Origin of the sequence: Pseudomonas sp. PB120, assembly GCF_009761815.1 — a bacterium.
Lineage (GTDB): Bacteria > Pseudomonadota > Gammaproteobacteria > Pseudomonadales > Pseudomonadaceae > Aquipseudomonas.
Genome location: NZ_RWIN01000038.1, coordinates 97,469 through 113,663 on the forward strand (window position 1 = coordinate 97,469; position 16,195 = coordinate 113,663).

A 16,195-nucleotide genomic window follows, 5' to 3' on the forward strand; every position below is an offset into this window, starting at 1 on the left:
AGGCCTGTGCAAGGAAAGCTGCGCTCAAAAACAAGTACAACATGGCGGAGACAACGTAATGCATAACAATAAGAGTCACGGCCACACACTGCCTTCACCTCGTAGTCTATTGGCCCTGGCCATCCTCGCGGCCTCCGTGCCGGTCGCCCATGCCGTCGAGCTGGATACCGGCAACCCTGACTGGTCGGTGCGTTTTGATAACACCGTGAAATACAACTACGGCGTGCGCACCGAAAGTGCCGACAAACGCATGCTGGGGACGCCGAACAACAACGACGGCGACTACAACTTTCGCAAAGCCGGGACCAACATCACTAACCGTGTCGACCTCCTGACCGAGATGGACGTGGTTTACCAGCAGAACATGGGTTTTCGCGTCAGTGCCGCGAGCTGGTACGACAAGGCGTATGAAAATACCGGTTCCAACTCCAACCCGTTCGTCAACGGCAACGGCGATGTGTCGGGCCTGGTCCAAAACGACACCCGCCCCAACTTCGCCGGTGTCACCCGTGACAACGTCGGCAATGGCAGCCCGCACCTGAGCAATTATGCCCAGCGCTACTACAATGGTCCGTCCGGTGAAATCCTCGATGCTTTCGTGTTCTACAGCACCGAAGTGGGTGAGGAATCACTGCTGAGCGTCAAGGCCGGCCAGCACAACGTGTTCTGGGGCGAGACCATTCTCAACCCGGTGCACTCGATCAGCTACGGCCAGTCAGGCCTCGACCTTGCCAAGCTCGCCGCGTCGCCCGGTACTGAAGCCAAGGAACTGTTCGTACCGCGTGAACAGGTGTCGATGACATTTACCATCAACCCTGAGTTGACCGTGGGTGCGCAATATTTCCTCAATTGGGATGCGGCGCGTTTGCCGGAAGCGGGCACCTACTACGGTGGTTCCGACCTGATCGGTTTCGGTGCGCAGTCGTTCCTGTTGGGCAACACCAACAGCCCTTCAGGTCCTGCTGTTCTGGGTTGCGGCCTGGCACCGTGCAACGGCTTGACCAACGTTATCCGTGGCAAAGACCTGACGCCGCACAGCAGTGGCGACTGGGGTGTCATGGCTAAGTGGTCGCCAGCCTGGCTGGACGGCACCCTCGGCGTTTACTTCCGCAATACGTCAGACATCCTGCCTCAGGCTTACCTGACGGCAACCGGGATTTCGGCGGCCAATGCCAACGGAACCAGGCCAGGCACCCTGGGCACGGTCGTCAACACGCTCAACTCGTTGAACACCGCAAGCTATCAACTGGCCTACGGTGACGACATTCAGATCTTTGGTTTGAGTCTGTCCAAGGATGTCGGCGGTGTGAGCGTCGGTTCTGACCTGAACTTTCGTCACAACATGCCGCTGGCCAGTATTCCGGCAATCGTCAGCTCGACCGATCCGTTGGGTCTGGGTCAAGGCCTCGGTCTGTTGCCGGCACGTACCGCCTCCACCGGCGTGGTCTATGACACCCCGCGCCGTGGCGACAGCATGAGCGCCACCGGTGACACCTTGCACTGGACGCTCAACGGTCTGATGACGCTGCCGAAAACGCCGGTGTTCGATTCAGCGACCCTGTTGGGCGAGCTGTATTACAGCAATCTGCTCAAGCTCGATGACAAGAACGCGGCGCTCTACAAGGGCAAAGACTCCTATCGCGGCATTGATGCACCCACCCGTGACAACTGGGGTATCGCCGTTAACTTCACCCCGACCTGGTACCAGGTTTTCCCGGGTGTCGATCTGAACGCTCCGGCTTCGCTCAACGTGGGTCTGGCGGGTGTCTCGCCGGTCTCTGGTGGTGGTGCCAAGGACACCGGCAACTATGCCGTGGGTGTCGGCGCGGTTGTGTACAACAAATACTTTGTCGACCTGAAGTACGTGGACTCCTTCGGCAAAACCGAAAAGTGCAATGTCAGCGGTGTGAGTACCGGTCCAAACGGTGGCGACGGTTCCACCCCGAATGCCTTCAGCGGTAACGAAAACTATGCGTGCTACGCCGGTGGTTATTCATCCTTCTCGGGCGGCGGTGCGACCACGGAAGACCGTGGCGCGCTGTACCTGACGCTGAAAACCACCTTTTGATTCACCCAATGCTTAGTCACTAAGCAGGAGTACGACCCCATGAAATTTGTGCAGACTCTGCTCGCCGCGTCATTGACCCTGGCCATTGCCGCCCATGCGCAGGCCGCTGTTTCAACTCAGGAGGCGGCCAAACTGGGCAGCAGCCTGACCCTGGTGGGCGCTGAAAAAGCCGCCAGCGCCGACGGCTCCATTCCCGCCTATGCGGGAGGGTTGACCACGGCCCCCGCCGGTTTCAAGTCCGGCGACAGCATGCGCCCGGACCCATTTGCCAGTGAAAAACCGCTGCTGGTGATCGACGGCAAAAACGTTGATCAATACAAAGGCATGCTTACAGCCACCACCGCGGAACTGGCCAAGCGTTTCCCGACTTTCCGTGTCGATGTTTACCCGACTCACCGCACCGTGGCACTGCCGCAAACCGTGCTGGACAACGGCGTGAAAAACGCCACGGGCGCCAAGTCCCTTGAAGGTGGCCTGGCCATCGACAACGTATTGCCCGGCGTACCGTTCCCGATTCCGCAATCGGGCAGCGAGGCAATGTGGAACTTCCTGCTGCGTTACCAAGGGGTCAACATCAACTCCAAGTACGACTCGTGGAACGTCGATTCCGCCGGCGTGGCGAGCCTGGCCACCACCGGGCAGGCGTTCATTACCTACCCGATCTACGAGAACCTGGCCCAGCCGATCAGCAGCTCCGACGTCTACTACCAGATGAAGCTGTACTACACCGGACCCGCACGCCGGGCCGGCGAGTCGATCATGCTCAAGGACGCCGCCAACCCGCTGGAACAACCGCGCCGCGCCTGGCAGTACCTGCCGGGTCAACGTCGCGTGAAGCTGGCGCCGAACCTGGCCTACGACACGCCTAACCCGGGCACGGCCGGTGCGGGCACTTATGACGATGTGTTTGTGTTCAACGGCGCCCTCGATCGCTACGACTGGAAGCTGGTCGGCAAGCAGGAAATGATCGTGCCGTACAACACCTACAAGCTGACCTACGTGCAGGACCCGAAAAGCCTGACCACTCCCAATCACCTGGCACCTGATTTCGTGCGCTGGGAGAAACACCGCGTCTGGGTCGTCGAGGGCAACCTCAAGGCCGGCGCACGCCACGTCTATCAGAAACGTCGCTTCTACCTCGATGAAGACAGCTGGGCCGCACTGGCCTCTGACCAGTACGACGCGCGCGGTCAGCTTTACCGTGGCTCGTTCGCCTTCTTGAGCCAGAGCTATGACAAGCAGGTGCCGGACTCCACACCGTTCATGATCTACGACCTGGTCGGCGGTTCCTACAACATCAATGGTGTCGTAGGCCCTTACGGCGGTATCCGCTACATCGACTCGCTGTCCAAGGCGCAGTGGTCGCCGGAGTCCCTGGCGGGCGCCGGCATTCGTTAAAACGCCGTGTTTCAACGCCGGGTGGCACATCACGTGTGCCCGGCGCAGTTTTTTCGAGAGGACGCCGTATGTGTTCGTACAAGAAGTACCTGACGTTGGCGCTCGGCAGCCTGCTGGTTCTGCTGCAGGGCATCACTCAGGCGGCCAGCTACGTCGACGTGCTGGACCTGCCGGCCAAGCCTAGCGCGCTGGCGGTCAGCAGCCCGTTGCTGGGTGCCGCCCGTGCGGGTGACCGACTGGTCGCCGTGGGACAACGTGGCCACATTCTTTATTCCGATGATCACGGCAAGGACTGGAAGCAGGCCGCCGTGCCGGTCAGTGCCGACCTCAATGCCGTGAACTTTCCGTCACCCAGCCAGGGTTGGGCAGTGGGTAACGACGGTGTGGTGTTGCACAGCAATGATGGCGGGGAGACCTGGACCAAACAACTGGACGGCCGCCAGATCGGTACCTTACTGGTCAAGCATTACGGTGCGTTGGCCAGTGCCGAACCGGCCAACGAACAATGGGCGCAGCTCGCCGCTGATGGCCAGCGACTGATCGAGGAGGGCGCTGACAAACCGCTGCTCGACGTGTGGTTCGCCAATGAGCGGTTCGGTTATGCAGTGGGTGCGTTCAACCTGATCCTGCGCACCGAAGACGGCGGTCAACACTGGACCCCTTTTCAGGACCGCGTCGATAACCCGCAAGGCTTGCACCTCAATGCCATCGCCGCCACCGGCGATGCGCTCTTCATCGTGGGCGAGCAGGGGCTGCTGCTCAAATGGAACGACGCCGAGCAGCGTTTCGCGGCGGTCGAGTCCCCTTATCAGGGCAGCTTTTTCGGGGTGATTGGCAAGCCGGGCGAAGTGCTGGTCTACGGCCTGCGCGGGCATGTGTTTCGCAGCAAGGATGGTGGCGCCAGCTGGACCGAGCTCAGCACCGGCCTGCAAGTCAGCATCACCGCGGCCACAGCGGACGCCAAAGGTCGTTTCCTGTTGTTCAGCCAGGGGGGACAAATGCTGGTCGACGCCGACAACGGCAACGCGCTCACGCTGGTGCCGCAGCAAAACCTCGCCCCGTCCGCCGGCGCCATCTTCGGCCCCGATGGCTGGCTGGTGCTGGTCGGCAGCCGTGGTGCACGCGCACTGCACATCCAATAAGAACGCATCCAATAGAGCGAGTACCCAGACATGGGCAACATCAAGCAAGACACCATGCCGGTGATCTGCCACTTGCGTGACTTCGACCGCTGCTCCGGCAACCGGCTGGAGCGCTGGGTGTTCAACTATCGCCCGCTGTTCATGCTGGTCATGGCGTTGGTCACGCTGGTGCTGGGTTATATGGCGGTCACTCGCCTGGAGCTGCGCCCCAGCTTCGAAAAAATGATTCCCCAGAGTCAGCCCTACATTCAGAACTTCCTGGAGAACCGCAAATCCCTGCGGGGCCTGGGCAGTTCGGTGCGGGTGGTGGTGGAAAACACCCAGGGTGACATTTTCGATCCCGATTATCTGGCCGTGCTCAAACAGGTCAACGACGAACTGTTCCTCAGCGAGGGCGTTGACCGCGCCTGGATGAAGTCCTTGTGGAGCCCGGCGGTGCGCTGGAATGAAGTCACTGAGGAAGGCTTCCAGGGCGGCCCGGTGATGCCCGATGCGTATCGCGGTTCGCCGGCTGACATCGAACGGTTGCGCCAGAACATCAACCGCGCCGGCATCGTCGGCAGCCTGGTGGCCAGCGATTTCAAGTCGAGCATGTTGATCGTCCCCTTGATGGACAAGGCATCGGCGACCGGTCACAGCATCAATTACTACCAGTTCGCGCAGCAGCTGGAAGAAAAACTGCGCGACAAGATTGAATTTGCCGGCGACAGCAAGGCACGCAAGGCCGGAGAGGAGGGCAAGGGCAAATACAAGGTCCGCGTGATCGGGTTTGCCAAGTTGATCGGCGACCTGATCGACGGCCTGATCCAGGTGATGATGTTTTTCGGCCTGGCCGTGGTCACCTCGTTCGTCATCATTTACCTGTACACCCGTTGCCTGCGCAGCACGCTGCTGGTGATTTTCTGCTCGCTGACGGCGGTGGTCTGGCAACTGGGCATTGTGGCCTGGCTGGGTTATGCCATCGATCCGTATTCGGTGCTGGTGCCGTTCCTGATTTTTGCGATCGGCGTGTCCCACGCGGCGCAGAAGATGAACGGCATCATGCAGGACATTGCCCGGGGCACCCACAAACTGGTGGCTGCGCGGTACACCTTCCGCCGCCTGTTCATTGCTGGTGTCACCGCGTTGCTGGCCGATGCGGTCGGCTTCATGGTGCTGATGCTGATCGACATCCCGGTGATTCAGGACCTGGCCATTACCGCGAGTATTGGCGTTGCGGTGCTGATTTTTACTTCACTGCTGCTGATGCCGGTGGCGCTGTCGTACATCGGCGTGGGCGCCAAGGCTGCCGAGCGTGCGCTGAAGATCGACACCCGTGCCGCGCAGAGCCGCGGTTTCGGCAAACTGTGGGATTTCCTCGACCGCTTCACCACGCGCAAATGGGCCACGGGCATCGTGCTCGGCGCGGTGGCGCTGGGCATCGCAGGTTTCGCGGTCAGCCAGCACCTGCAAATCGGCGACCTCGACAGCGGCGCCCCGGAGTTGCGCGCGGACTCTCGCTACAACCGCGATAACGCCTACATCACCAGCCACTACGCACTGTCCAGCGACCTGTTTGCGGTCATGATCAAAACGGCGCCCGAAGGCTGCCTGAATTATCAGACGCTGATCCTCGCCGACCGCCTGGCGTGGGAGCTGCAACAGTACCCGGGCGTGCAAGCGACTTCATCGCTGGTCAACGCGGTTCGGCAGATCACGGCCGGTTCGTTCGAGGGCAATCCCAAGCTGAACAGCATCCAGCGCAACCAGAACGTCCTGAACTATGCCGCGCAGCAGGCGTCGGTCAACGCGCCGGAGTTGTTCAACACCGACTGTTCGGTGATGCCGGTGATCGCCTTCCTCAAGGATCACAAAGCTGAAACCCTGGACGCGGTGGTCGCCATCGCCGACAAGTTCGCCAAGGCAAACAGCACCGATGATCGCCAGTTCCTGCTGGCCGCCGGTACTGCCGGCATTGAAGCGGCGACCAACATTGTGGTGCGTGAAGCCAACCACACGATGCTGCTTTACGTGTACGCGGCGGTGACGCTGTTCTGCCTGATCACCTTCCGCAGCTGGCGCGCCACGCTGGTGGCGCTGCTGCCGCTGGTACTGACGTCGATCCTTTGCGAGGCGCTGATGGTGATGATGGGCATCGGCGTGAAAGTGGCGACCTTGCCGGTGATTGCGCTGGGGGTCGGGATCGGCGTGGATTACGCGTTGTACCTACTCAGCGTGCAGTTGCACTACCAGCGCCAGGGCATGCCGTTGGCCAAGGCTTACCGCAACGCGGTGTCGTTCACCGGTCGGGTGGTGGGTCTGGTGGGCATCACCCTGGCGGCGGGCGTGGTGTGCTGGGCCTGGTCGCCGATCAAGTTCCAGGCCGACATGGGCATCCTGCTGACCTTCATGTTCATCTGGAACATGCTCGGTGCCTTGATCCTCATCCCGGCACTGTCCTGCTTCCTGCTGCGAAACATCGCCCCCGTTCCATCAAGCCCCGTTGAACGTGAGACGGCGCTTGTCGGTGCTCACTCGTAAGGGTGGCATTTCCATTGACCAGGGCCTGTTGCAGGCCCTGACATTGCCTGAGTATTTCAATATGTCTGACTACACTGCGCCCCTGCGCGACATTCGGTTCGTACTCAACGAAGTGTTCAACGTTTCCCGGCTGTGGGCGGCCATGCCGGCCCTGGCCGAGGTGGTGGATGAAGAGACCGCCAATGCCGTCCTTGAAGAAGCGGGCAAGATCACGGCCGAGCTGATCGCGCCGCTCAATCGCAGTGGCGACGAGCAGGGCTGTTCCTGGCACGACGGGACTGTCAGCACGCCCAGCGGCTTTGCCGAGGCTTATCGCGCCTTCGCCGAAGGCGGTTGGGTCGGCGTCGGCGGTGACCCGCAGTACGGTGGCATGGGCATGCCCAAAGTGATCGGCGCCCAGGTCGAAGAGCTGGTCAATGCGGCCAACCTGTCGTTCGGCCTTTACCCGATGCTGACCGCCGGCGCCTGCCTGGCCCTCAATGCGCATGCCAGCGAAACGCTGAAAGTGACTTACCTGCCCAACCTGTATGCCGGCGTCTGGACCGGTTCGATGTGCCTCACCGAGCCGCACGCCGGCACGGACCTGGGCATCATCCGCACCCGTGCAGAGCCTCAGGCGGATGGTTCCTACTCCATCAGCGGTACCAAGATCTTCATCACGGGCGGCGAGCACGACCTGACCGAGAACATCATTCACCTGGTGCTGGCCAGGCTGCCCGATGCGCCGGCCGGCCCCAAGGGCATCTCGCTGTTCCTGGTGCCCAAAGTCATGGTCAATGCCGATGGCAGCCTGGGTCAGAAGAACTCGCTGTCCTGCGGCTCCATCGAACACAAGATGGGGATCAAGGCCTCGGCGACGTGCGTGATGAATTTCGACGGCGCCACGGGCTGGATCGTCGATGCGCCGAACAAGGGCCTGGCGGCGATGTTCACCATGATGAACTACGAGCGCCTGGGCGTCGGCATTCAGGGGCTGGCCACGGCTGAACGCTCTTATCAGAATGCGCTGGCCTACGCCCGCGACCGCTTGCAAAGTCGCTCGGCGACCGGGCCGAAAGCCCCGGAAAAACCGGCCGACCCGATCATCGTGCACGCTGACGTGCGCCGCATGCTGCTGACCATGAAAGCCTGCAACGAAGGCGGTCGTGCGTTTTCTACCTATGTGGCGATGCAACTCGACACCGCCAAGTACAGCGAAGACCTGGAAACACGCAAGCGCGCCGAAGCACTGGTCGCCTTGTTGACGCCAGTGGCCAAGGCGTTTCTGACCGATCTGGGCCTGGAGGCCACAATCCATGGCCAGCAAGTGTTTGGCGGCCACGGCTACATTCGCGAGTGGGGCCAGGAGCAACTGGTGCGCGATGTGCGCATCACCCAGATCTACGAAGGCACCAACGGCATCCAGGCGCTGGACCTGGCCGGGCGCAAAGTGGTCGGCACCGGCGGTGAACTCTACAAGCTGTTTGCCGATGAAATCCGCCAGTTCACCGCCACCGCAAGCGCCGAGCTGGCCGAGTTCACTCAGCCGCTGAACAGTGCCTTGCACAACCTCGATGAACTCACCGCCTGGTTGCTGGACCGTGCGCGAAACAACCCCAACGAAATCGGCGCGGCCTCGGTCGAGTACCTGCACGCCTTCGGTTACACGGCCTACGCCTACATGTGGGCGTTGATGGCCCAGGCCGCGCAGGGCAAGGAAGCGCAGGACGATTTCTACGCCAGCAAGCTGGGTACCGCACGGTTCTACTTTGCGCGTCTGTTGCCCCGCGTTCATTCGCTGGCGGCGTCGGTTCGGGCGGGGAGCGAATCGCTTTACCTGCTCGATGCATCACAGTTCTGACCCCGTGAACCGGAGATGATCTCCAGTCAACAGCATCAGGAAGACTTCACCGTGGCAACCACAAAAATAATTCCCCCCGCACAGGGGGCGTACAGCTATCCGTTGTTGATCAAGAGCCTGTTGCTCTCGGGTGCGCGCTACGCACCCGATCAGGAAATCGTTTACGCGGACAAGCTGCGCTACGACTATCGAACGTTGAACGCTCGCATCCGGCAACTGGCCAACGCGCTGACCAAAGCAGGCGTCAAGCCCGGGGATACCGTGGCGCTGATGGATTGGGACAGCCACCGGTACCTGGAGTGTTTTTTCGCAGTGCCGATGATTGGCGCGGTGTTGCACACAGTCAACATCCGGCTCTCGACGGAGCAGATTGTCTACACCATGAACCACGCCGAGGATGATCTGGTGTTGGTGCATGATGATTTCCTGCCCTTGGTCGAGCAGGTTCATGACCAGCTGACGACGGTCAAAGGCTACATTCAGCTCAGTGACGCCGTGGCGCCATCGACCTCGTTACCGGTGCTGGGTGAATACGAAAGCCTGTTGGCGGACGCCGAGCCTCACTTCGATTTCCCGGACTTTGACGAGAACTCGGTCGCCACGCTGTTCTACACCACCGGCACCACCGGCAATCCCAAGGGCGTGTACTTTTCCCACCGCCAGTTGGTGCTGCATACGCTGAACGCCGTGGGCACCCTCGGTGTGTACCACAGCTCGCCGTTATTGCGCTCCGACGATGTGTACATGCCCATGACCCCGATGTTTCATGTGCATGCCTGGGGCGTGCCCTATGTCGCCACGTTGATGGGGGTCAAGCAGGTTTACCCAGGCCGCTATGAGCCCAACAGTCTGGTCCGGTTGTACCGCGAAGAAAAGGTTAGTTTTTCCCATTGCGTGCCGACGATTCTGCAAATGCTCCTGGGGTGTGATGAAGCGGCTGATACCGATTTTGGCGGCTGGAAAATGCTCCTCGGCGGCAGTGCCTTGACCCATGGCCTTGCCGCCCAGGCGACGGCCCGGGGCATGCGCGTGCATGCCGGCTACGGCATGTCCGAGACCTGCCCGTTGCTCTGCCTGACTCATTTGAGTGACGCCGAACTCGAACAACCGGCGCACACGCAGGTGGCCGCCCGCATCAAGACAGGCGTGGCGGTGCCGATGGTGGATTTGCGAATCATCGACGCCAACGGCAACGAGGCCCCTCAGGATGGCGAGGCCGTGGGCGAGATCGTCGTCCGTGCGCCGTGGCTGACGCAGGGCTACCTGAAAGAGCCCGATCAAGGGGCTCAGCTGTGGGAAAACGGCTGGATGCACACCGGCGATATCGCGTCCATCGACGCCATGGGTGTGGTGGAGATCAAGGACCGGATCAAGGACGTGATCAAGACGGGCGGCGAGTGGATCAGTTCGCTGGAGCTGGAAAGCCTGATCAGCGAGCATCCCGCCATCACCTCTGTGGCGGTTGTCGGCATCCCTGACCCGCAGTGGGGCGAGCGTCCAGTGGCGCTGGTCGTCTGTGCGCCGGGCGAAAGCGTGACCCGGCAACTGCTGGAGGCCCATCTGCAGCAGTACGTCGAGAGCGGGCGGATCAATAAGTGGGCAATCCCCAGGCAGATCCAGGTCGTTGCCGAAATCCCCAAAACCAGCGTCGGCAAAATCAACAAGCGGCTGATCCGCGAACAGGCGCTGAGCCAATAGGAGCGCGGGCAGGGGCGGCGGTTTACTTTGCGTCGCCCGTTTCTTCGTCTTCCGCGCCGGGGTAAAAACCGTGCAGCAGGCGATAGCGATCGAGTCGCACCTGAGCGACTCGTTCCTGCACCTGCGGCCCGGGGAACCCCAACAGCACCAGCGCATGGGAGGCGAGCATCAGGCTGGATTCGAGCAATTCGGGCACCACTTCGCTGGCACCGGCCGCTTTCAACTCGGGGATCAGGCTGTCGTCCCGGGTGCGGACCAGGATCGGCACGGTCGGGTTGATTCGGCGCGCCTCCTGTAGCACTTGCAAGGCGATGTCGGGCTTGTCCACGGCGATGACCATCAGACTCGCGCGCTCCAGCCCCACCGCGACCAGCAGTTCGCCCCGGTGGGAATCGCCATAGTGCACGCAACTTTCCGCGACCGCGGCTTCCCGAACGCGCACCGGGTCGTTATCCAGCGCGATATAAGGCTGGTTGGCTTTGAGCAGGATGCGGCCAATGGATTGCCCCACACGACCATAACCACAAATCACCACATGCCCCTGCGCCTCAGCGTTGAGGGCACTGATTTCCTCCAGTTTCGCCTCTTCGTTGGGTTTGCGATGCAGGCGTGTGGCGATGCCGGGCGCGGCGCGCAGCAGTGTCGGCGTGACCACCATTGAGCAGAACGTCGCTGCCAGCAACAATTTACCCAGGTCAACGGGCAGCAGGTTGTTCAGCTGCATTTGCGACATCAAGGCAAAACAGAACTCGCCGCCCTGGGCCAATGCGAGGCCGCTGCGCCAGGCGGTTTCACTGTCGCTGCCGCGCAACTTGACCAGCAAGGCGACCACACAGCCCTTGATCAGCAGCAAACCCACGGTCAGCGCGAGGATCAGCAGGCCGTGACTGACAAACAATCGCAAGTCGATCAGCATGCCGATACTGATGAAGAACACGCCAAGCAAAATGTCGCGGAACGGGCGCAGGTCTGCCTCGATCTGGTGCCGGTAATGGCTTTCCCCCAGCAGCATGCCGGCGAGAAAGGCGCCCAGGGCAGGGGAGAGACCAATCAAGTGCGTCAGCCCGGCCGTCAGCAGCACGATCACCAGCGCCAGCAGTACGAACAGTTCAGCGGAACGTGCCGCGGCCACTTCATGGAACAGCCGTGGCAACACCCAGCGACTGGCCAATGACAGGCCAACGAACAACACCACGGTCTTGCCCAGCGTCAGGGGCAACGCCCAATACCAGGCTTGCTCGCTGTTGCCGGCAAACACGGGGACCATCGTCAGCAGCAACACCGCCACCACATCCTGGAACAGCAACACGCCGATTGCGTTCTGGCCGTGGCTGCTGAAAATCTCGCCGAGGCTGACCAGTTCTTTGCTGACAATGGCGGTCGATGACAACGCCAGGCCGCCACCGAGTAAAAACGCAGGCGCGGGGGGCATGCCGATCAGCATCAGAATGGCGCCCAGCACGCCACCGGACACCACCACTTGAAGGCTGCCGAGGCCAAACACCACACGCCGCAGCGCGATCATTTTCGACAACGAAAACTCCAGCCCCAGGGAAAACAGCAAAAAAACCACGCCCAGTTCCGCGAGCAGTGGCAACGCTTCACTGTCGTGTACCCAGCCGAAGGCCGTCGGCCCAACGATCAGCCCCACGCAGAGATAGCCCAGCACCGGCGGCAAGCGCAGACGATGGAACACGGAAATGACGACCAGGGAAGCGGTGAGGATGATCAACAGGCTGACGAACATAAAAGCTCCGTGGCGGCGCTGATCGCTCAAGCGAAGCGACAGCCAGTCGCAAACACTGTGCGAATGAGGTTCAAGGCGAACGTTCTGCGTCGGTACTGGCAGGAGTGTAGTCGGCACAGATGGCAGGGCCAGGTTTGTGCGCGACATCGCAGCAGCAAAATCGTTTCAAACTACACTCATAGGGGGCTGGAAAAGACAGCCTCAAAAATTCGCCGGGTGGCGACTCATGACCCCGGCCTCAAAGGACACAACAGCGGCTTTTGACCTGCCAGGGTTGGACGCATGGACAGTAGTGAAGAACAGAAACCTGCCCGAGTGCTCGACCCGGTCGAGCGCGTCACGGAGGTGATATTCGGCCTCCTCATGGCGATGACCTTCACCGGAACGATCAGCGTGGTCACCGCTGACCGGGAAGCGGAACGCCTGATGATGATCGCCGCCCTCGGCTGCAACCTCGCCTGGGGGCTCGCCGACGCGGTGATGTACCTGTTACGAGCGCTGATCGAGCGCACCCGCAACCGTACGCTGCTCGCCACGGTGCGCAGCGGCGCGGACGAGGCCACCGGGCGGGCGCTCGTTGCGGATGCACTGCCTGCGCGTCTCGCGTCAGCGGCCGGCGCCGACGGGCTCGAATTGCTGCGCCGCCGCCTGGTCGAGGCACCCGCTACACCGAGGCTGCCGCGCCTGACGCTGGACGATTTCAAAGGGGCACTCGGTGTTTTTCTGTTGGTCGTGCTCGCCACGTTTCCGCTTGTCGTGCCGTTTCTGTTGCTCGAGGACACAAACCTTGCCGTGCGCATTTCCAACCTGATTGGCCTCGCGGTGCTGTTTGTGGCGGGCTGGATGCTGGCGCGCTACGCCGGCGCAAAACCGTGGCAAGGGGCGATTGTGCTGACCATCACCGGTGCGCTGCTGATCGCCGCGATCATCGCGCTGGGCGGATAAAAAGCCTGCATCTCGAAGCGCCTGCAACCGGCGCTCTAAGGTCGTTCTGTCGTTAATCAGTGACAACATGCGTGAGGTCTGGTCATGGCAAAGGAAAAAAAGGGCACTGCAAAGGGGCGCTCCACGGAAGGCGCGAAACTGAAGAACAAGGACTACCTTGAGCAGTTGCGCCGGCTGCACGTCGAGCTGGTCAAGTTGCAGGAGTGGGTCAAATTCAAAGGCATCAAGATCTGCATTGTCTTTGAGGGTCGCGACGGTGCCGGCAAGGGCGGGACGATCAAGGCCCTTACCGAACGGGTGAGCCCGCGGGTCTTTCGCGTGGTGGCTTTGCCGGCGCCCACCGACCGCGAAAAGAGCCAGATGTATGTGCAACGCTACTTGCCGCACCTGCCTGCCGCTGGCGAAGTGGTGATCTTTGATCGCAGCTGGTACAACCGCGCGGGCGTTGAACGTGTGATGGGGTTCTGCACCGAAGAACAAGCCGTCGCTTTCCTCAAGTCTTTGCCGCTGGTGGAACACGCCATCGTCAACTCGGGCGTCATCCTGCTCAAGTATTGGCTGGAGGTCAGCCCCGAGGAACAGACCCGCCGGCTCGAAGCACGCATCAAGGATGGCCGCAAAATCTGGAAGCTGACCCCCATGGACCTCAAGTCCTACAGCCGCTGGTATGACTACTCGCGCGCACGAGACGAGATGTTCAAGGCCTCCGATTCCGAATTCGCGCCCTGGCTGGTCGCCGACTCGAACGACAAGCGCCGGGCCCGCCTCAACATCATTACCGACTTGCTCAGCCGCATCCCCTACAAAGATGTGCCACGGGAAAAAGTGATCTTGCCCAAGCGGCAGAAACCGGGTGGCTATCGTGACCCGGATTATCCGTTCCGGCGTATCCCTGAAAAATTCTGACGGACGCTTCCCCAAAGGAGCTCGAAACCCATGAGTGATTCGGATACGTCGCCGTCCGTCCCGGAAGCTGGCCGGATTGCGCACAGGGCGAAGGGCAACGAGCAAACCGGCTGGGTTCGTTGGCTGCCGGGGCTGCAAACGCTGCGCGGGTACAAAGCCGCCTGGTTGCAGCACGATATTGTCGCGGGGCTGGTGCTGACCACGATGCTGGTGCCGGTCGGTATCGCCTATGCAGTGGCATCGGGGGTACCGGGTATCTATGGCCTCTATGCAACCATCATTCCGCTGCTGGCCTACGCGCTGTTCGGGCCAAGCCGGATTCTGGTGCTGGGGCCGGACTCCTCGCTGGCCGCCGTCATCCTGGCGGTGGTCTTGCCGCTGTCCGGTGGTGATCCACAACGCGCGGTGGCGCTGGCCGGCATGATGGCGATCGTTTCGGGGGCTGTGTGCATCCTCGCTGGCGTGGCGCGTTTGGGCTTCGTCACCGAGTTGCTGTCCAAGCCGATCCGCTACGGCTACATGAACGGCATTGCGCTGACCGTGTTGATCAGCCAGCTGCCGAAGTTTTTCGGCTTTTCGATCCAGACTGACGGCCCGCTGAGAAACCTGTGGGCCATTGCCACCGCGGTGATGCAGGGAAAAACCAACTGGGTCACGTTCGCGATCGGTGCCGCCACACTGGCGGTGATCCTGTTGCTCAAGGACAAAAAACGCGTGCCGGGCATCCTGATTGCGGTGGCGGGTGCCACGGTCGCGGTGGGTGTGCTGGGGCTGACGGCGCACAATGTGGCGGTGCTCGGTTCGCTGCCACAAGGCCTGCCGGCGTTCGCCATTCCGCTGATCACCTTCGACGATATCGTCCCGGTCGTGCTTGGCGGTTGTGCGGTGGCGCTGGTGTCGTTTGCCGACACCAGCGTGCTGTCCCGGGTGTATGCGGCACGCACCCGAACCTATGTCGACCCGAATCAGGAAATGGTCGGACTTGGCGTCGCCAACCTGGCCGCCGGGTTGTTCCAGGGCTTCCCGATCAGCAGCAGTTCATCGCGCACACCGGTGGCTGAGGCGGCCGGCGCCAGGACGCAACTGACCGGAGTCGTCGGCGCGTTGGCGGTGGCCATATTGCTGCTTGTCGCACCGGACCTGCTGCAAAACCTGCCCACCAGCGCCTTGGCGGCTGTCGTGATCGCCTCGGCCATTGGCCTGATCGAGGTCGCGGACCTGCGACGGATCTATCGCATCCAGCGCTGGGAATTCTGGCTGTCTATCGTGTGTACGGTCGGTGTCGCCGTGTTGGGCGCCATTCAGGGCATTGGCCTGGCCATCGTGATTGCGGTGATCGAGTTCCTGTGGGATGCGTGGCGTCCGTATTCGGCGGTACTGGGTCGCGCTGACGGTGTGCAGGGCTATCACGACCTCAAGCGTTATCCGCACGCTCGCGTTATGCCTGGCCTGGTGCTGTTTCGCTGGGATGCGCCGTTGTTTTTCGCCAACGCCGAGCTGTTCAATGATCAAGCGCTTAACGCGGTCGCGACATCGCCTACGCCCGTGAAATGGCTGGTGGTTGCAGCAGAGCCGATCACCAGCGTGGACGTGACGTCCGCCGACATGCTGATGGAACTGGACGAAACCCTGCGCGCAGCCGGTATCAAGTTGTGCGTGGCCGAGATGAAAGACCCCGTGAAGGACAAGTTGAAGCGATTCGGTGTATTCGAGCGGTTGGGCGAAGCGGCGTTTTTTCCAACGATTGGCGTCGCGGTCAATCGTTATCTGAAGTTGCATCCGGTGGAGGGGGCGAAAGTGCAGGACGAGGATCGCGATTAGACAGCCGTATGACTGTTCACCTCAGCAAATCTGAAAGCAGTCGAAATCTCTGTGGCGAGGGAGCTTGCTCCCGCTGGACTGCGTAGCAGGCCCCATTTTTCAGGGAAAAG

Annotated in this window: 10 protein-coding genes; 9 read left to right on the top strand and 1 reads right to left on the bottom strand. The window is 61.4% G+C overall.

Annotated features, from left to right (window positions below; translation table 11 throughout):
- Positions 1 to 58 precede the first annotated feature (58 nt).
- The 6 genes from EJA72_RS06825 (at position 59) to EJA72_RS06850 (ending at position 10,666) form a co-directional block, all read left to right on the top strand.
- Positions 59 to 2,068, top strand: a complete 2,010-nt coding sequence (locus tag EJA72_RS06825) for a DUF1302 domain-containing protein (RefSeq protein ID WP_157710727.1) — start codon at positions 59 to 61, stop codon at positions 2,066 to 2,068.
- Positions 2,069 to 2,107: 39 nt separating this feature from the next.
- Positions 2,108 to 3,466 (top strand): DUF1329 domain-containing protein, encoded by a 1,359-nt coding sequence (locus EJA72_RS06830; RefSeq protein WP_157710728.1) that lies wholly within the window; start codon positions 2,108 to 2,110, stop codon positions 3,464 to 3,466.
- Between the two features lie 68 nt (positions 3,467 to 3,534).
- Positions 3,535 to 4,608, top strand: coding sequence for a YCF48-related protein (locus tag EJA72_RS06835; protein WP_157710729.1), 1,074 nt, complete (start codon positions 3,535 to 3,537; stop codon positions 4,606 to 4,608).
- Between the two features lie 30 nt (positions 4,609 to 4,638).
- The gene (locus tag EJA72_RS06840; RefSeq protein ID WP_157710730.1) at positions 4,639 to 7,128 is read left to right on the top strand and encodes an RND family transporter; all 2,490 of its coding nucleotides are present in this window, start codon (positions 4,639 to 4,641) and stop codon (positions 7,126 to 7,128) included.
- A gap of 61 nt (positions 7,129 to 7,189) precedes the next feature.
- Complete coding sequence (locus EJA72_RS06845; protein WP_157710829.1) at positions 7,190 to 8,968, top strand: acyl-CoA dehydrogenase C-terminal domain-containing protein; 1,779 nt, start codon at positions 7,190 to 7,192, stop codon at positions 8,966 to 8,968.
- A 51-nt stretch (positions 8,969 to 9,019) separates the two neighbouring features.
- The gene (locus EJA72_RS06850; RefSeq protein WP_178129149.1) at positions 9,020 to 10,666 is read left to right on the top strand and encodes a fatty acid--CoA ligase; all 1,647 of its coding nucleotides are present in this window, start codon (positions 9,020 to 9,022) and stop codon (positions 10,664 to 10,666) included.
- A 22-nt stretch (positions 10,667 to 10,688) separates the two neighbouring features.
- Here EJA72_RS06850 and EJA72_RS06855 read toward each other — a convergent pair whose 3' ends face one another.
- A complete protein-coding gene (locus tag EJA72_RS06855; protein WP_157710732.1) occupies positions 10,689 to 12,413 on the bottom strand; it encodes a monovalent cation:proton antiporter-2 (CPA2) family protein in 1,725 nt (574 codons plus the stop codon).
- Positions 12,414 to 12,695: 282 nt separating this feature from the next.
- On the opposite strand from EJA72_RS06855, the gene EJA72_RS06860 reads away from it, so the two are divergent.
- The 3 genes from EJA72_RS06860 (at position 12,696) to EJA72_RS06870 (ending at position 16,085) form a co-directional block, all read left to right on the top strand.
- A complete protein-coding gene (locus EJA72_RS06860) occupies positions 12,696 to 13,358 on the top strand; it encodes a hypothetical protein (protein WP_157710733.1) in 663 nt (220 codons plus the stop codon).
- A gap of 84 nt (positions 13,359 to 13,442) precedes the next feature.
- Positions 13,443 to 14,264: a polyphosphate kinase 2 gene (ppk2, locus tag EJA72_RS06865; RefSeq protein WP_157710734.1), complete on the top strand. Its 822-nt coding sequence runs from the start codon at positions 13,443 to 13,445 to the stop codon at positions 14,262 to 14,264.
- 30 nt (positions 14,265 to 14,294) lie between these two features.
- Positions 14,295 to 16,085, top strand: coding sequence for a SulP family inorganic anion transporter (locus EJA72_RS06870; protein ID WP_157710735.1), 1,791 nt, complete (start codon positions 14,295 to 14,297; stop codon positions 16,083 to 16,085).
- Positions 16,086 to 16,195: the final 110 nt, after the last annotated feature.